Below are 18,846 nucleotides of genomic sequence, written 5' to 3' on the forward strand. Positions count from 1 at the left end.
AGGTGCTTTTTAAAGCAAAATTATGTAAGCGATTGCAATTAACTATTTTATAAAAGTTAAGTTATATTTATTAAAAATGGAGGTATTTTTATAATGAAAAATATCGCAATATCAGGATTTTCTGATGAAATATCATCAGAATTAGATACTCAGTTAAAAACTGTCAGTGAATTAGGTATGCGCTATATCTCACTGCGCGGTGTTGATGGTGAAAATATTAGCAAATACTCAGTTGAAAGCATACAAAAAGATGTCTTACCAAGGTTGGAAAAATGGAACATTGGTGTTTCATCCATTGGATCTCCAATCGGTAAAATTTATATTAATGATGATGCCGCTTTTGAAGCACAATTAGAAATATTAAAAACATTATGCCAAATATCAAATGCTTTAGATTGTAAATACATTAGAATATTTAGTTTTTATATACCAAAAGAAGATAATTTTGATGATTATGAAAAAGAAGTCATTGCTAAATTAAAGCAATTTGCCAAAATTGCTGAACAATATAATGTGATATTACTTCATGAAAATGAAAAAGATATCTTTGGGGATATTGCTCGACGTTGCAATGTTATTTTAAATGAAGTCGGTTCAGAACATTTTAAGGCAATCTTTGATTTCGCAAATTTTGTTCAATGTGACGAGGATCCACAAGCATGTTATGAATTATTGACTCCACATATTGAATATATTCATATTAAAGATGCTGTTTATGAAGATAGCGTCAATGTCTTATGTGGCACGGGGGATGGTCAAATTGAATCGATACTTAAACAAGCAATCGACCGCGGCTACGAAGGTTTTTTAACACTAGAACCTCATCTCGTTGTGTTTGATTCACTTAAAGATTTAGAACTTGAACATTCCACAGAGACAATCCAAAACACAGTAGCTAAAGATGGTGCTGAAGGATATAAAATGCAATATGAAGCTTTACTTAAAATACTATCTAATATTGAACAAGAGGAGAATGCATAATGGAAAAAGTTCGTTTAGGAATTATTGGTTTAGGTGCACAAGGTGGTACTTATGCAGGTTTTATTCATAGCGGAGAAGTAGATAAACTAGAAATCGGTGCAATATGTGATATTGATCCAGAGAAAAAAGCGTTAAGTGCTGAAAAGTATCCTGATGTACCATTCTACGACAACTATATTGATATGTTAGAAAGTGGTGATGTAGATGCAGTCGTTACGACAGTGCCTCATTACCTCCATACAGAAATAGGCAAAGAAGCATTGTCTAGAGATATTCATGCACTTTTAGAAAAACCTGCAGATATCTATGCTGAAAAAGTTAAAGAAATTAGTGATTTAGCAGCTTCTAAACCGGAATTAACATTTGGTATTTTCTTTAATCAAAGAACTAACCCTTTATATCAAAAAGTTAAAGCATTAATTGATGATGGTGAAATTGGTCAAATTCGTCGTACAAATTGGATTATCACTACATGGTGGCGTCCACAAGCATATTATGATCAAAGTTCTTGGAGAGCAACTTGGGATGGAGAAGGTGGTGGTGTTTTAGTAAACCAAGCGCCACACCAAATCGATCTACTCCAGTGGTTATGTGGCTTACCTGAAAAAGTATTTTCAAATGTCAAATATGGTTACCAAAGAGAATTAAACGTCGATGATGATGTAACAACTATATTAGATTATGGCAACGGAGCAACAGGTGTATTCATTACATGTATACATGACATTATCGGAACAGACCGTTTAGAAATCACTGGCGATAAAGGTAAAATATTAGTAGAAGATAGTAAAAAAATTACACTGACTCGCCTAAAAGATTCTGAAACAGATATGAATCGTAATATGTCGTGGGAAGATGCTGCCAAAATTTTCACTGGCAATGGTTTTGACGATATCTATGATCAAGAAACATTTGAATTTGAAAGTGTGTGGGGTCAACAACACATCAGCGTATTAGAAAACTTTGCAGCTAATATTATCGATGATACACCATTGATTGCCCCAGGCAGTGACGGTATTAATGGTGTTAACTTCGTAAATGCCATTTACCTTTCAAGTTGGTTAGGCAAAGAGGTATCACTACCAGTAGATCCAACAGAATTTAAAAATGCATTACAAGAAAAAATTCAATCAGAACAATAAATTAACTCATAAAAGCATAAATAAACGGAGATGGTCATATGCTTAAAATTGGAATTGTTGGACTAGGTGATATCGCTCAAGTACATATTCAAGCGATTGATGATAATCCAGAAGCTCAATTAGTAGCAGTTTGTGATGAAAATGAATTATTTAAAAATAAAGTGCCTCATGCTCATTTTTATAAAGATTTAAATGAAATGTTAGATTCAGAAGCGTTAGATTGTGTTCATATTTGTTTACCTCACTATTTACACTTATCAGCGACAACGACTTGTGTCGAAAAAGGCGTTCATGTGCTTCAAGAAAAACCACTCGCAATTAATGCCAAAGAAGGACTTGAATTAGTGAAATTAGAACGTAAATACCCAGAAATAAAAATTGGTATTTGCTTTCAGAATCGCTATAACGACACCTTTCAAACACTACAACAAATCGTCGAAAGTGGTAAACATGGCAACATCATCGGCGTAAAAGGTCTCGTAACTTGGTTTAGACCTGAAGCTTATTATACAGAGAAACCTTGGCGCGGTAAGATGGACACTGCTGGTGGTGGCGTGTTAATCAATCAAGCCATTCACACACTTGATTTAATGCAATTACTTTGCGGCAAAATCTCGTCTATTAAAGGCAATGTCTCACAACTATTAGATTACGATATTGAAGTAGAGGATACCGCAGCAGCACATATAGAATTTGAAAATAAAGCAAATGGCATGTTTTTCGCTACAAATGCCAGTATTGGAAATTCTAGTGTTGAGCTTCAAGTCATCTTTGAAAATGAAAAATTCACAATTAAGGATAATATTCTGACACGCGTAAATGAAGACGGTTATAAAATACAAGTTATAGAAGATGCTAAAGCACCTAAAACAAAATCTTATTATGGACCAAGTCATGGTAAACTGATTAATCAATTTTATGACTGCATACATTACGATACGCAAAATTATGTACATGCTGATGATGCACTCGCATCCATAGCTATGATAGATGCAATTCAAATGTCTTCTGAATCAAATCATACCGTAACATTTGCCAGTGATTAAATTTTCACTACCTTAAAGATCTATTCAGCGCAAGGGACATAAATACAACATGTTATTTTATAAATGTAAATAATATATTTCACTGTAGTGGTCTGTATTAATTCAGCAATGTGGGAGCAGGGTAAGAAACCAAAATTTGATTTCTTACCTTGCTCCTTTTTATTCGAACATTTTTGATTTTAAAAGTACATGTTTGCTTGGAATATAGAATGATTGTTTTTTTATTTAAGCTTCATTACAATAAATATATAATAATATATCTTAATGAATGAAGGTGCCTTTTATGATCAATAATAGCAAAATCATATTAGATCTTGCTGTAACTTTAGATGGATTTATAGAAGGGGCCAATGGTGAAATTGATTGGTGCATCATGGATCCAGAAATGAATTTCAATGCATTTTTAAACCAAATAGACGCTATTATTTATGGTAGAAAAAGCTATGACTTATGGGGAACGTTCCAACCGCACGCAGATGATAATATCAATGGAGACCAGTTGATGTGGGACAATATTCATAGCAAAAGGAAATATGTATTTACACGTCAACATATTCCCGATCAAACAACAACTGAATTTATTAATAATCCTGACATTATCAAGTCAGTAGAACAAATCAAATTAGCCCATACAAAGGACATCTGGTTATATGGTGGGTCTAGTATTATCACCTCATTTATAGATAATAATTTAATTGATGAGTATCGTTTATCTATTCACCCTGTAGTGTTAGGTTCTGGAAAACCATTATTTGAAAATATGAGTCAGAGATTGAATTTGTCATTGCTAAAAACACATACTTATCAAAGTGGTGTCGTACAGCTCATTTATGGCAAAGGTAAATAATAAACTTTTATAGAAAAAGGAATGATTTTCAGTGCACATAGCGATTGAAGCTAAAAACGTATCAAAAATGCTTAACCAAAATCTAATCATTAATGATTTGTCCTTTAAAATCCCCAAAAATTCCATAACTTTAGTAAAAGGAATAAATGGAGTGGGTAAAAGCTTAACATTAAAACTTATTTCCAAATTACAGTTACCAAGTAACGGCAATATTTATACTGATTCTAAAATTAGCTATGCCCCGGATACATTTCCTAAAAACATTAAAGTAACAGTAAAACAATTTTTATTATTCATAATTAACTCAAATGATCAAATTAATAAAAAACAAGTACATACTATACTGCAAAATTATTTGGATTTATTTTATTTAACTGAATTTCAAGATTTGAAGTTGCATCGTTTATCTAAAGGAACATTACAAAAAGTTAATATTATACAGTGTCTATTAGCGGATGCTGACATTTTAATTTTCGACGAACCATTTTCAGGTCTAGATAATAAATCAGAAAAACGATTTATAAATCATTTAAAACAATTAGTTAAAACGAAAACAATTATTTTAACAGCGCATGATTACAATTTTGAAAATACTGTAGTCACTCATATACTCAATTTAGATGATTACACATTTAAATCCATCTCTAAGCAAGATACGCAGAAATTAATTATTGTGCAAAGCCATAAACAAAATCACAACAACTTAATTATGGCAAATAATGAAGATTCTATAGTTTCTACAATAAAAATTAGCGACAATAAGTTAGCGATACAAGTATATAAATCAAAATCTAACTTAGTTATACAAAATTTAATAGATTATAATTATGAAATTATAGAAGTAAAGGACTTATAATATGCTACTTACTTTTTTAAAATATGAAAATTTAAAGTTTTTAAAATCTTATATTTTTATACCACCTATTTTTATTTACTTATTATGTCTAATAAGCATCTATATCTATAAAGATGTCCCTGTATTATCTAGTTATGGTTCCACATCAATTGTACTATTTCTTATAATGACTTGGCTTACAATTATTAATTTCAAGCACGATACTATTAACGAACGCTATATTTTATATATCCAATTAAGATCTAAAAACAATTATTTAAAACTTAAAGTTTTATATCTTTTTCTAGTTAGCTGTTTATTAATACTACTTTCACTATCCTATCCATTATTAATCCATGTTTTTAATAAAGATGTTACATTAAATTTAATTTCCATAGGTTTAATCACACATATATTAATGGGTTTATTTGGGATATTATTAGGTTCTTTTGTAACAAATACAAAAATTGCTAGTAAAAACTTTAATTGGCTTCTTACAATACTTATCATAATTGTTACACTTACCAAGGATTTATTAATAGAACAATTTTCATTTTTGCAATGGATATTATGGACTCTTCCACCTATAAGCAGTATTTTATATCTATTAAATAAGGATTCCATTCATATATTTAACCTAGACTTTATAATGTTATGCATCCATTCTTTTATATATATAGTTATATTTTTTCAAATGATCAAATATTTTTTCAATAGGCAATAAGATAAGTAAATGTTGTTAATACAAAAAGGGTTTAGTTATACGAAAACAAGTAGACGCTTTACTATCATTAAAAATTAAATAGGAAGCCCAAATCTATCAGTTTTTCTAATAGATTTGGGCTTCCTAATAGAGCATGAGATAATTTTATCCCAAACCTTTTAAATTTTACTATGGCTTTATTATTCAAGTATAACAACTACATGTTATTTTAAATTTTAACTCCAATAATCTCGATTAAATTTACATGTCTTAAAAAATGTAAATTTATTAAGCTATATACACAAAAAGCTCAATAATAGCTAGAATTAAAAATACTAAGAAAACTACGCCATAGATATTATTTTTCTTAACACTTTTAGCATTAGCACTTTTTTGCTTTGCTTTATTATTTATATTTGAAAAGAAAGTAATTCCAGAATACACTGCTATAAGCACAGTGATACCAAATACAACCCATACTGTTAACATTTTAAAACCTCCTTCTAATTCAATAAATCTATTTTCAAATTTGTCATGAACAATAATAAATCACGATATAGATACATTTTAATACATTTTCTTAATTCGTCCAATGTATAATCGTTATAATTTTGTAAAACCATTATTCATCATACAAATAATACTTAAAGTAAGTTATAATTAGTTGAAAAGATATGAATAGAGGGGTTAATATAATGAATGGTCTTAGAAGTGTTACTACAGGGACAAATGATTTAGAAAAAACTAAAACTTTATTTAAAGATATACTCGGACTCAATGTGACAAACAAAGGGCAAGCGCTACGTTTTGGAGATGCTGAACTTAATTCTGGTACACGTATACATTTCGTAGAAATACCTAACTATATTAACAATAATAATCATATAGATAATATTGGTTTGCGCGTACCAAGTGATGAAGGTCTGGATGAGTATAAATCAGTATTAGATAATCAACACATTAACCATGGTGGAATTACAGATTTAAATGGTCATAAATATTTTGATTTTAAAGACCAAAATGATCAAACTTTTAATATTTACTCAAACGAACATAATACTGGAGCACCATTAGGTATGCCATCATTTGAAAGTACTGTAAATCCGTTACACCAAATCCAAGGTTTAGGACCTGTCATATTGAAAGTTAATGAACTCATATTAACGCAATCTATTTTAACTAAAGTTTTTGGACTCATACATTTTGCTGAATACGTACCAACAGACGATGCCGATTACAAAGTACAAGTATTTCGTATTGGAGACGGTGGGCTAGGTGGCGAGCTACATATCTATGCTGCAAAAGATGAAGTTAAAATGCCTGAACATGGTATAGTTGAACAAATTGAATTTGCTACTGAATCAAAAGCACATTTTCAAAATGCATTACAACAACTTGAAGTCATTGGGATTCCTTATCAAACATTAGATCAAGATGGTGAACGTTCTTTAAGAATTAGTGAAAAAAGCGGCATCACATTTATTTTAACTTTAGAAATAAAACAATAAAGAGAGGTTTTTATAATTATGTTACATGAAACTTGGAAAACAAATACACCTATTAAAAAAGTCGAAGTTGAACATGCGGAAGCGAAAAAATTCACGGTATCTGATATGCTAACAGTAGGAAAGCAATATAACGTTATTAATGAAACCGAAGAATATTATCAAATCATCGATAACTCTGGTCTAGTTGGCGGATATTATAAAGAGTATTTTAAAGAAGTATAATATTTTAAATATATCGTATTGAACCATGAAAGCAACGAACAATTACTCACAATAGATTGTGAGTTTATATATTTTCTTATTAAAAATAGACTAGGGCAAAATATGATAATGTATTCTTGTCCCAGTCTATTTTTAATGGTTTTTAACAATTATCAGACAAACATGTAAATGCCAAAGGAGACATTTAAAAATGACAAACGCACAATATATTAATAGAGATGAAACTGTTTTTAATGATGCCAAATCATTAATGCAATTAAATAAAAATATACTGTTAAAAGGACCAACAGGTTCTGGTAAAACGAAACTCGCTGAAACATTAAGTGAAACTTTAAATAGACCAATGCACCAAATTAACTGTTCCGTCGATTTAGATGCAGAAAGTTTATTAGGATTTAAAACAATACAAACAAATGAAAATGGATCACAGGAAATTGTCTTTATAGACGGACCTGTCATACAAGCTATGAAAGAAGGAAATATTCTTTATATCGATGAGATTAATATGGCGAAACCAGAAACGCTTCCAATACTAAATGGTGTATTAGACTATCGAAGAAAATTAACAAATCCATTTACCGGGGAAGTTGTAAGTGCGGCACCAGGTTTTAATGTTATTGCAGCAATAAACGTAGGATACATTGGTACATTACCTATGAATGAAGCATTAAAAAACCGTTTCGTTGTTATTGAAGTAGATTATATTGATGGTGATATTTTAAGTGACGTTATTAAAAATCAAAGTCAGTTAAAAGACGATGCTGTTATCCAAAACATTATAAAATTCAATGAAGATTTGAGAACAATGACAAAACAAGGTCAAATTTCTGAAGAAGCAGCAAGTATTCGAGCACTAATCGATTTGAGTGATTTAGCAACCATCATGCCAATAGAACGTGCGATACAACGTACGATTATAGATAAATTAGAAGATGAACGTGAACAACAAGCAATTAAAAACGCAGTAGAATTAAACTTTTAGTGAGGGATAACCATGAGTGATCGTTTTATAAAATTTAATGACGAACAGCTTGATGCAAAGCAAGTCATGATGCTACAAGATTTAGCTCGTCTTTTACTGAAAAATGAACAAGCACATGTTAAGATTCAAAAATTTCCATATTATGATCCTATCAACCATACGCTAATTACAAGTTCATTTTGGTCACATAGAAGCAAAGAAATAGAATCAACTGGATTAAAATCAGATGTATTACTTGCTACTTATGGCTATCAAATGATGGATGAAAAGATTGTTAATGAAGTCATTCATAATCGTGAGTTTCAACATCCTAAATTCTTCCAACAACTTTTCAAATTATTAGAAGACAAACGTGTATTAAATACCATAGTACAATTACGTCCATCTACAAAACCTATAATTCAAATGCGTAATGAAGTCAGATTGAACTATACTCAGACACAAATCAAAGTTTATAAAACTAAAACAACCTTTACAGACTTACTTTTTTTATATCTAGAAGCATCTTTTTTAACAGAAAACTTTTATGATGTACCACAAATACACCCTCAAATTGATGATGTTTTAAATCATATGTATCAATATTTACCTAATTTCTTCTATAATGAAACGTCTGAAGATAACATGTATTTAGCAGAACGTATCATGTATCAAATTGATGGTATTTTAAAAGAAGATATGTTGAATGAATATTATCATTTACCGAAAAAAGTTTATGAAGCAATACAAGAACTTAATTTTGAGGATTTAACGAGAACTGATGCAAGTAACTCAGATGGACAGTCTGATGAACAAAACGATGAAGAAGTTGTAAGTGAAGAAATGGAATCTAATAATCAAGATAGTGCGTCTGAAGGTGGCGCTTATTTAGAAATGGAATTGCATGAAGGTGAAAATAGTGATGTCATGGGAGATAATGACACCGCACGTGAAGGCGATGCGAGCGATGATATGACTGATATGCAAACAAAAAAGGGCAAAGGATCTACTGATAATGTTGAAGATGACGAAGGTGGTTCTGTCGGTCATAATCAAGCGTTCGCACTCAAAGGTATCAATCAAAATGTAGAGATTAAATGGAATATCCCAGACATTGAACCACAATATATCAATGATTATCATAACGTTGAATCTGAGGTTCAGTTTGAAACAAAAGATTTAATTCAAATTATTAAGAAAACAATTGATAGAGAATATCAAGATGAACGTCGTAATTTAACTAAAGGAAGATTACAGAAAAATCTACTTAATTGGTTTATTGATGATCAATATAAGTTATTTTATAAGAAACAAGATTTAAGTCAATCCTTTGATGCTACTTTTACATTGTTAGTTGATGCATCTGCAAGTATGCAAGATAAGATGGAAGAAACCATCAAGGGTGTTGTTCTATTCCATGAAACTTTAAAATCATTAAATGTTAAACATGAGATACTTGCATTTAACGAAGACGCGTTCGATGCTGATGATGCAAATCAACCTAATATTATTGACGAAATCATTTCATACGACCGCTCAACCTTAGAAAAAGATGGACCTAGAATTATGGCATTAGAGCCTCAAGATGATAATAGAGATGGCGTAGCAATTAGAATAGGGAGTGAACGATTAATGCGTCGTTCGCATAACCAACGCTTTCTAATTGTATTTTCAGATGGTGAACCTTCAGCATATAATTATAGTCAAGATGGTATTTTAGACACTTATGAAGCTGTTGAAACCGCTAGAAAAATGGGAATTGAAGTATTCAATGTATTTTTAAGTCAGGAACCTATTACAGAAGACATTGAACAAACGATTCATAATATTTATGGTCAGTATGCAATCTTTGTAGAAGGCGTAGAAAATTTGCCAAGTCATTTGTCACCATTATTGAAAAAACTTTTATTAAAATCATTTTAGCTAGACTAATTTTTATAAATAAATCGCTATATATTTAAATATTCTGAAATTTATATAGACGGCATCTAATTAAACGTGATAGAATAGGTAATATTATTTTATTGGATTAAAAGGAGAACGTCATATGAATAAAAATACATGGATTATAGGTTTCACATTGTTTGCAATGTTCTTTGGCGCTGGCAACCTTATATTCCCACCTAATTTAGGTTTAGATAGTGGGGAATATTTCTGGCCATCCATTTTAGCATTTGCATTAACTGGAATCGGATTACCGTTGTTAGGCGTTGTCGTGGGAGCGTTAGATAAACAAGGCTACATCGGTTCATTAAATAAAATTTCACCGAAGTTTTCAGTAGTATTCTTAGTAATTATATACTTAACAATAGGTCCGTTATTTGCAATTCCACGTACAGCATCAACATCATTTGAGATGACTGTTACACCGATTGCACAAACAAATAGTAGTTTAGCATTATTTATATTTACAGTTATTTATTTCTTAATTGTATTATATTTATGTATCAACCCTAGTAAAATGATTAATCGTATCGGCTCATTGTTAACACCATTACTACTTGTTACTATTTTAGCAATGATCATTAAAGGATTTGTAGATTTTGGTGGTAATGCTCCAAGTCAATCTGCCGAAGCGTTTACTTCTGGCTTTGCTGGATTTTCACAAGGTTTTACGAATGGTTACTTGACGATGGACGCTATTGCAGCAATTGCCTTTTCAATGATTGTAGTTAATGCTGTAAAAGCGACAGGCGTTGCAAACGCGAATAAGATATTCAAGCAAACATTGCTAGCTGGTCTAATCGCTGCAATTGCCTTAATGTTCATCTATATTTCTCTAGGTTTTATAGGGAATCACATGGATGTATCACAAGAAAAAATTGCTAGTTTAACAGCAAAAGATCAAAACATAGGCACATACTTATTAACTACAATGGCAGGTGTAGGTTTTGGAACTTTTGGTAAATATTTATTAGGCATTATTGTTGCACTTGCGTGTTTAACTACTGCATGTGGTTTAATCGTTTCAGTGTCAGAATATTTCCATAGAATTTTACCGAAAATTTCTTATAAAATGTATGTAATTGGTTTTACTCTAATTAGTTTTATATTAGCAAACCAAGGTCTAAATTCAGTAATTTCAATGTCTGTACCAGTACTTAGCATTGTATATCCAGTAGCAATCACTTCAGTATTGCTGATATTGATTGCACGTTTTGTACCAACTAAGCCAATTGCACAACAAATTCCAGTTGCGATTGTTTCTATTGTTTCAATATTAAGTGTAGTACACACACAAGGCTGGATAAAAATGAGCTTTATTGATAGCTTACCTTTAAAAGACTATTCATTAGAATGGTTCCCAATTGCTATAGTAACTACAATTATAGGTTATATTGTAGCTACCATGGTTAAAAATCAAAAGCCTATCGTTTACGAAAAAGATTAAAAAGTTCATTTAAGTAGATACTGCTCAATATTTAAATGCAACATTTTTGTAATGATCAACCCCTTCAAAGTAATCACTTTTTTAAGTGACTACTTTGAAGGGATTTTTTATGTGTAACACTTTTATTTTGGTGTTGGGAACCTTAATTTAATTCAAAAAATCATTTTTTAAGATGGTGAATTTTCCAAGTGCATGATTAATATATAATTATTTAATCTTAAAAATTATAACAATTTTGCAAAGTCCAATTGATTACTAAGAAGAAGTGGGCTATAATCTTAACTTCAAGTGTTTCGTCAGTGACGATAGTAAGTCTCTTGTCACTATCATAAATAGACTTACATATTTTTTATTAAAGATGGTAAATACACGTATTCATATTCACAAAAACACCATTTGCTATAGCGTGAGATTTCATTTTCATACTTATAATCTTGAATTCTAAAACAATATTCAATGATATTCGTAAGCATTTCAATAAGTATTGAAAAAGCTAACTATTTATTATAAAAGACTTAATATAAAGAAAAATAGAGAGAAACTAAAAAGAGGAGTAGAATAACATTAAATTTTCTTATTGGAAAGATAAACTAGATTGGCCAGTGTTTCTTATTAGCGGTGGCGTACTTGTATTATTTGTAATTATGTCATCACTATTTACTACAGCAACTTCGGATTTCGTGCAAAAAGGATTTGAACTTTCAATTTCATATTTTGGTGCATTTTGGCAAGTTTTATTGCTAGCAACATTTGCAGTAGGTGCTGTTTTAGCTTTTTCAAAGTATGGCCGTGTGAGACTCGGAAATGCTTCTAAACCTGAAATGAGTTACTTCAGATGGGCAGCAATTGTGATTACATCAGGATTAGGCGCAGGCGCTATATTTTGGGCTGCTGCTGAACCTATGTATTATTTTATTGATGTGCCACCAACTATGGATTCAAGTATCAAAGATAGTAGTACAGCAGCTATACCCGCAGCAATGGCCCAAAGTTTCACATCATGGGGCTTTACAGCATGGGCGGTTTACGGTGCTGTAAGTGGCATTATAATCATGTATGCACATTATAATAAAGGGATGAAAATGCGTCCAAGAACAATTTTATACCCAGTATTTGGTGAAAAGATTGAACATACAAAGACAGGCTCAATGATAGATGTCTTTTGTATTTTAGGAGCAGTAGCTGGAACAATTGGAACAATTGGATTTTTCGGTTTTCAATTTAGTTACTGGTTACATAGTATTTTTGGTATTCCAGATAACATTATTACTCAAGTCTTATCTGTTGCAGGACTTATGGTCATAGTATCTATATCTGCAACTACAGGAATAGATAAAGGTATACAGTTTCTTAGCAAACTAAATATATGGTTAGCAATATCGCTTGCCGTCTTTATATTATTAATAGGCCCTGGTGGCTTTATTATTGATACATTTATTTCTTCTTACGGAACATACATCACTAATTTCTTAGAAATCAGTACCTTTAGAGGTGATAATCAATGGGCTGGCGCATGGATGCTTTTCTTCTTTGGTTGGTTCATAGGCTATGGTCCTTTGATGGCTATGTTAGTTGCCCGTGTATCAAAAGGGCGTACAATTAGAGAAATCTTCATACTTGTTTCAGTCGTAGCAGCTGTGGTTTCTCACTTTTGGTTTTCTATTCTAGGTGGAAGTGGCTTGTTTTATGAATCTAAAAATAACGGTTCAATTAGCGATCCTTTATCTGAAAATGGTTTACCTGCAGCAGTTATCTCAATTGCTACACAATTACCTTTAGGCAACGTACTAGTTATAGCTTTACTCATTTTGACGCTTATATTTGTGATAACAACTGCCGATACAATGTCATATTCAATTTCTATGTCAGTTACCGGCGAGGGAGACCCACCTAAAATCATCAGATTATTCTGGGTTGCCATTATGGGTGTAATCTCAATTATTCTTATTAATATTGGCGAGGGCAGTATTAGCGCAATACAGTCCTTTATAATCGTAACGGCAGTACCTATATCGATTATAATGCTCCCTGTCGTTTGGACAGCACCGAAAATTGCTCACAAACTTGCTGTTGAACAAAATATAGTAACGACTCAATCTACAGACACAGTTGACGATACAGATAATTTAATTAAAAAATCAACAACTCAACATACAGAAGATAGTAAGCATTAAATAGGGAGATTAGAATAAAATCTCTAATCTCAAAATTAAAATACCATTCTATTGGTTTAATCTAATAGAATGGTATTTTTTAATGCATATAGAAAAAGTAGATGGGTATGGGGAAGAAATCTAATTTTGATTTTCTGGCCCAATTCCATCTACTTTTTTTGTTAATAAAAATCTTATTTATTATCTTTCATATCTAACAATTGATTTTGTAATTCTGATTCAAGTTGATTTAATTCTGTTTCTGCTTGCTTACGTTTAGTACGGCCTTGTTCTTGTATTTGAAGTGTCTGTTCAATTGTTTCGATAATATCATTTTGTGTTGTTTTTAGTGTCTCGATATCAACGACACCACGTTCATTTTCAGTAGCTGTTTCTAATGCATTTTGTTTTAATAATTCAGAGTTTTTTAATAGTAAGTCATTCGTAGTATCTGTAACGGCCTTTTGAGCAGATACAGCATTACGTTGTCTCATCAATGTTAACGCAATAGACATTTGGTTTTTCCATAACGGTATACTCGTTAAAATTGAACTTTGAATTTTTTCAGCAAGAGCTTGGTTTACATTTTGAATCATACGTATTTGAGGCGCTGTTTGAATTGCAATTTGTCTTGATAACTGCAAATCGTAAATACGTTTATCTAAACGATCTATAAATTGTTCCATATCAGATGCGGCTTGCACATCCATTTGATTACCTGTCGCTTTTGCTTGTGTTCTAAGTTTAGGCACTTCAGTCTGTTGTAGGGCATGCTGTTTCTTTTTAGCTGCTTCAATATATAAAGACAATTCTTCAAAATAATCTTTATTCATATTGTATAATTCATCTAACATGTCTATATCTTTTTTTAAGTTATTTTTATGCTTATCTAACTCAATAGAAATGCGATCAATCTGAGAACCTACAGACTGCATTTTCGAAAATATTTCATTAACAGATGCTTTCGTGCGTTTAAATATGCGTTTCAACTTAGATTGATTTTCTGGATTAAGTTCTTCTGGATTAACTGATTTTAATTTACTCATTAAACCATTCAGAGATTCACCGACAGGCCCAACATCTGTAGTGTTAACTTCATTTAAAATACGGTGTGAGAACTGCGACATATTTGATTGTGCTTGTGTACCATAATTCAGTAAACCATCATTATCCATTGGCTTTATTTGTTCACTCAACTTATCGATTTTTTGTTGTTCCTCTTGAGTATATTGTGTTTTATTATTGATTATTTCATTTTGATTAGCTGACTGTTCATCAATATATTTGTCCAATGGATGTGAACTTAAAAAATCTTGTTCTTTAGCCATTCAATTTCTCTCCATTCTTAATTCTATGTTATTTATTTCTTTTCTGTTCCATTTTGTTTAATTCCATCTCTATATCTAACTGGCTATAGTTTTCGTTATTAATTCTCTTCAAGTCAGCAACTAAAGTTCTTTTCACTTCGTCTAAAGTAATTCTTGTTTGTTCTAATTTTTGTTTTTCTTCTTTAGATTTTTTAGGTGACTTAGACAATCTTGTATATGCTTCAATTAAATTCAATGCATTATCAATATGTGAATAGAAGAAACCTTCTACTTTGAAAAATGAACCCGGTTGTTGTTTCACTGCAAAATAAATTGCACGAGAAATTCGGTATATTTCATTCACTTGTTTAAAATCTTTAATAGATCTCACATTTACAAATGTTTTCAAAATTCTTCTAATCTTATCTTGTGCATTATTTAACTGGCTATTTACAAAATGATAATCACGACGTGACAGACCAATTTCATTTAAATATTTTCTAGAAGTTAAACGTTGAGTAGGGAAGTAAATTGCCAAAAACGTTACCGCAGAAATAAGAAAATCAAATATAACATAAATATCTAGAGCAAAAACACTAGTAAACCATGCGATAACTGCTACTGGAAAAGCTATAATTGTCCCAAAAATACGTGAAATAGTATATCTCAAACTTCATCTTCCTTTATATAGTTTTAAAATCCTTTAATGTTTCATCAATATTTAATTCTTCTATAGTATAATCTTCAACATGCGAGGCAGGTGACGCACCGTCTATAACTGCATTTAAAAATGAAGTTAATGCTTTTTCATTTCCTTGCGCATAAATATCAACATAATTATCAATATTCTCAACTGTGCCCACAATATTATACTTTCTAGCTATCTTCTGTGTATAGTATCGGAAACCAACACCTTGCACCATTCCAAATACTTTAACATGTTTGCACTGCATATTATCACCTCTTATTAGTATTATACGAAATTTTAGGCCACAAAACTAATATTTACGTTTGAGCAACTGATGTATATAGGTCAAAAGTATGAGTCAGATAACTTGATTTTGTATATTATCTAGTTAAAATATTACTCATAGACAAATTGTGCGACTCTAATTAAATTATATAAAGTATATAACTAGTTTTATTCATATCTATTTATAAACGTGGGGGATTTTATTTAGAGTGAATGTATGAAGACATACATAAGTATAATCAACTTGTTCTATTAAGCTTAAAATTTTGAACATGATATTTAAATGTTTTGAAAATATTTTTGAGCTGACTATGAAAGGGTGAAAGAAAATGTGGACAGTTGCAAAAATTCGGGCTGATTATGAAGGCTGGTGGTTATTTAGTGACTGGACTGATCATATCGTAGAACAACATAATTTTGAGACATATAACGAGATGTTAAGCCAATACCAATCAATCATTTTAAAATTTAAAAAAGATTATGATAATTATTTAGTTGGTAAATATAATATTCATGCTTTTTATAATAATTGCGATTTAGGATTTTGTGAAGATTGCGATGAAGATTTACAAATATTCTATAGTTTTATTGTTTTATATAATAATGAAGTATATTATAAATTACCTATTGTTGAATAAACAGTTTATTCAGATTTGTATTGCAATTTTATTTAAATTGCTTTATACTGTTAGTCAAGCAATAGTTTTATTCCATATTGCAAAGAATATTGTACTAACAGACTTAAACTGTGAAATTGTATTTTTTGTAATATGCGAATAACGCATATTGAATGAATATTAGTCTTGGAGGTTTCACAGTTATGAAACAAGGTACAGTAAAATGGTTTAACGCCGAAAAAGGTTTTGGTTTTATCGAAGTTGAAGGAGAAAACGACGTGTTCGTACACTTCTCAGCAATTAACCAAGAAGGATACAAATCATTAGAAGAAGGTCAATCAGTTGAATTTGAAGTAGTTGAAGGCGACCGCGGTCCTCAAGCTGCAAACGTTGCTAAACTATAATATAGATTGCTATATTGACTTTATGTAAAAAAGAACCTTGTCAAAGGTTCTTTTTTTATATATAGAAAGCCTTACTCGATGAAATCGAGTTAGTCTTTCTTAATGCATGCGCAAGGCATGTAATCCGCTAATGCTTTTAAGATTACATTTTCAATATGTTAGGGCGCCTTAATGCATGCGACAAGCATGTAAACCTTTATTTCTGTCGATGAAATCGAGTTAGGCTTTCTTAATACATGTGCTTAACATGTAAATTTCTAATATTTTCCAAGATTACTTTTAAGGTTAGAGGTTCTTAATGTCTTCAATATACATACATTCATTCAATACAGGCATTTAAAGAGCTTTCAATTATAATCATGACCAAATTAATCCAGAACTTTATATTGTTTGTTTAAAACGCTTAAAACACCATTTTAAAAACATAAAAAAGGTTGTTAACATGCCCAGTAGGGAATAGCTAACAACCTTTTTTCTTATATAATCATTTATCTTGTATCATTAATGATTAATTGACGCAATGATTGACGTTTAATAACTTCTCTTGCCTTACCATCTTTTAAGAAAAATACGGACGGTTTCTGCATTTGGTTATAATTTGATGCCATTGAATAATGATAAGCACCAGTTGATAAAATAGCTAAATAATCGCCACGTTTAACTGTACTTGGCAATTGTGCATCTTTGATAATAATATCTCCAGATTCACATAATTTACCTGCCAGTGTTACAGTTTCATCCTTTGGATCATTTCGATTGACCAGTAGAGCTTCATACTTCGCATCATAGAGAGAGGTACGAATATGATCACTCATGCCACCATCGATAGACACATATTTATTTACATTAGGGATGTCTTTAATTGTACCTACTTCATATAAAGTAATACCTGCTTCACCAACAATTGAACGTCCAGGTTCAATACCAATTTCTGGAATAGGGTAATCAGCTTCTTGTGCTATCTTTTTAATTGCTTCAGTTATTTCTGCAATACCATCTTCGATAGGGAAGCTCACATCGCCTTCAACATACTTAATACTAAAGCCGCCACCTAAATTGATTAATTCTATTTGAATATCATTTTCTTTCAGCCATTGAACAACTAATTTAGTAGTTTCAATCATAGCTTCAGTACCTTCAATTTGAGAACCTACATGGAAGTGAACACCTTTAAGATTTAAGCGCTTAGCATCTTTAACTTTTTTGACACCTTCAATCGCCAAACCATGTTTGATAGACAAGCCAAATTTACTATCTTCTTGTCCAGTTTGAATAAACTCATGTGTATGTGCTTCAACTCCAGGATTTAACCTTAACACTACATTCACTTCTTCACTTGCATAACGGTTAATAAGATCAATTTCTTCTAAAGAGTCAATAACGATATAACCCACTTTACTTTCTAAGGCATATTGGATTTCACGTTTTGTCTTATTATTACCATGAAAATGTATGTGTTGCGCATCAAAACCAGCAGCTAGTGCTGTGTATAATTCACCTTCAGATACTACATCTAATTCGAGTCCTTCTTCTTCTACTAATTTAACCATTTGTAAACAAGTAAATGCTTTAGAAGCATATGAAATATTATAGTTTAATTCGCTCTTTTGAAAAGCTTCGTGAAAACGTCTCATTTGCGTTCTAATTTGCGTTTCATCATAAACAATTGTAGGCGTCCCAAAACTTTGTGCTATCGTTTTGAGGCTTGTACCTCCAATTGTAAGCTCTCCTTTATCATTGTATTCTACTACCATAA

General features: G+C 31.1%; 18 protein-coding genes. 13 read left to right on the top strand and 5 right to left on the bottom strand.

Annotated elements, in window-relative coordinates:
* Positions 1-93: 93 nt before the first annotated feature.
* From AOB58_RS02705 to AOB58_RS02725, 5 genes are all read left to right on the top strand, one after another.
* Positions 94-981 (top strand): sugar phosphate isomerase/epimerase family protein, encoded by an 888-nt coding sequence (locus AOB58_RS02705; protein ID WP_021339176.1) that lies wholly within the window; start codon positions 94-96, stop codon positions 979-981.
* Positions 981-2,123, top strand: coding sequence for a Gfo/Idh/MocA family protein (locus AOB58_RS02710; RefSeq protein WP_064782929.1), 1,143 nt, complete (start codon positions 981-983; stop codon positions 2,121-2,123). Before AOB58_RS02705 ends, AOB58_RS02710 begins: the two co-directional genes overlap by 1 nt.
* Positions 2,124-2,161: 38 nt before the next feature.
* Entirely contained in the window at positions 2,162-3,169 is a 1,008-nt protein-coding gene (locus AOB58_RS02715; protein ID WP_064782930.1) for a Gfo/Idh/MocA family protein, read from the top strand.
* A 283-nt stretch (positions 3,170-3,452) separates the two neighbouring features.
* Entirely contained in the window at positions 3,453-4,016 is a 564-nt protein-coding gene (locus tag AOB58_RS02720) for a dihydrofolate reductase family protein (protein ID WP_021339173.1), read from the top strand.
* A gap of 151 nt (positions 4,017-4,167) precedes the next feature.
* On the top strand, positions 4,168-4,872 hold the full coding sequence (locus tag AOB58_RS02725; RefSeq protein ID WP_236593603.1) for an ATP-binding cassette domain-containing protein: 705 nt from the start codon (positions 4,168-4,170) through the stop codon (positions 4,870-4,872).
* Positions 4,873-5,842: 970 nt separating this feature from the next.
* Here the strand turns inward: AOB58_RS02725 and AOB58_RS02735 are convergent.
* On the bottom strand, positions 5,843-6,043 hold the full coding sequence (locus AOB58_RS02735) for a hypothetical protein (RefSeq protein ID WP_064782933.1): 201 nt from the start codon (positions 6,041-6,043) through the stop codon (positions 5,843-5,845).
* A gap of 206 nt (positions 6,044-6,249) precedes the next feature.
* Between AOB58_RS02735 and AOB58_RS02740 the strand changes: the two genes are divergently transcribed.
* The 6 genes from AOB58_RS02740 (at position 6,250) to AOB58_RS02765 (ending at position 13,810) form a co-directional block, all read left to right on the top strand.
* Positions 6,250-7,062: a VOC family protein gene (locus AOB58_RS02740; protein WP_064782934.1), complete on the top strand. Its 813-nt coding sequence runs from the start codon at positions 6,250-6,252 to the stop codon at positions 7,060-7,062.
* An 18-nt stretch (positions 7,063-7,080) separates the two neighbouring features.
* Positions 7,081-7,284 (top strand): DUF6501 family protein, encoded by a 204-nt coding sequence (locus AOB58_RS02745; RefSeq protein WP_021339169.1) that lies wholly within the window; start codon positions 7,081-7,083, stop codon positions 7,282-7,284.
* A gap of 190 nt (positions 7,285-7,474) precedes the next feature.
* Positions 7,475-8,266, top strand: a complete 792-nt coding sequence (locus tag AOB58_RS02750; protein ID WP_064782935.1) for an ATP-binding protein — start codon at positions 7,475-7,477, stop codon at positions 8,264-8,266.
* A gap of 12 nt (positions 8,267-8,278) precedes the next feature.
* Positions 8,279-10,168, top strand: coding sequence for a vWA domain-containing protein (locus AOB58_RS02755; protein WP_064782936.1), 1,890 nt, complete (start codon positions 8,279-8,281; stop codon positions 10,166-10,168).
* Between the two features lie 124 nt (positions 10,169-10,292).
* Positions 10,293-11,636, top strand: a complete 1,344-nt coding sequence (gene brnQ3, locus AOB58_RS02760) for a branched-chain amino acid-like transporter carrier protein BrnQ3 (RefSeq protein ID WP_064782937.1) — start codon at positions 10,293-10,295, stop codon at positions 11,634-11,636.
* A gap of 644 nt (positions 11,637-12,280) precedes the next feature.
* A complete protein-coding gene (locus AOB58_RS02765) occupies positions 12,281-13,810 on the top strand; it encodes a BCCT family transporter (protein WP_237283176.1) in 1,530 nt (509 codons plus the stop codon).
* A gap of 173 nt (positions 13,811-13,983) precedes the next feature.
* Here AOB58_RS02765 and AOB58_RS02770 read toward each other — a convergent pair whose 3' ends face one another.
* Genes AOB58_RS02770 through AOB58_RS02780 form a run of 3 tightly spaced genes read right to left on the bottom strand, consistent with a single transcriptional unit; the run spans position 13,984 to position 16,049 of the window.
* Positions 13,984-15,117 carry a toxic anion resistance protein gene (locus AOB58_RS02770; protein WP_064782939.1) on the bottom strand — a complete coding sequence of 378 codons (1,134 nt, stop codon included), beginning with the start codon at positions 15,115-15,117 and terminating at the stop codon, positions 13,984-13,986.
* Between the two features lie 28 nt (positions 15,118-15,145).
* On the bottom strand, positions 15,146-15,766 hold the full coding sequence (locus AOB58_RS02775) for a 5-bromo-4-chloroindolyl phosphate hydrolysis family protein (RefSeq protein ID WP_064782940.1): 621 nt from the start codon (positions 15,764-15,766) through the stop codon (positions 15,146-15,148).
* A gap of 13 nt (positions 15,767-15,779) precedes the next feature.
* A complete protein-coding gene (locus AOB58_RS02780; RefSeq protein WP_021339163.1) occupies positions 15,780-16,049 on the bottom strand; it encodes an acylphosphatase in 270 nt (89 codons plus the stop codon).
* 349 nt (positions 16,050-16,398) lie between these two features.
* Here AOB58_RS02780 and msaA point away from each other — a divergent pair, with 349 nt between their 5' ends.
* Both msaA and cspA read left to right on the top strand, forming a co-directional pair.
* On the top strand, positions 16,399-16,707 hold the full coding sequence (gene msaA / locus AOB58_RS02785) for a regulatory protein MsaA (protein ID WP_064782941.1): 309 nt from the start codon (positions 16,399-16,401) through the stop codon (positions 16,705-16,707).
* A 182-nt stretch (positions 16,708-16,889) separates the two neighbouring features.
* Entirely contained in the window at positions 16,890-17,090 is a 201-nt protein-coding gene (gene cspA, locus AOB58_RS02790; protein WP_002507639.1) for a cold shock protein CspA, read from the top strand.
* A 488-nt stretch (positions 17,091-17,578) separates the two neighbouring features.
* Here cspA and lysA read toward each other — a convergent pair whose 3' ends face one another.
* Positions 17,579-18,844: a diaminopimelate decarboxylase gene (gene lysA, locus AOB58_RS02795; protein WP_021339161.1), complete on the bottom strand. Its 1,266-nt coding sequence runs from the start codon at positions 18,842-18,844 to the stop codon at positions 17,579-17,581.
* Positions 18,845-18,846 lie beyond the last annotated feature (2 nt).

The organism is Staphylococcus sp. AntiMn-1 (assembly GCF_001663395.1).
Taxonomy (GTDB): Bacteria; Bacillota; Bacilli; order Staphylococcales; family Staphylococcaceae; genus Staphylococcus; species Staphylococcus equorum.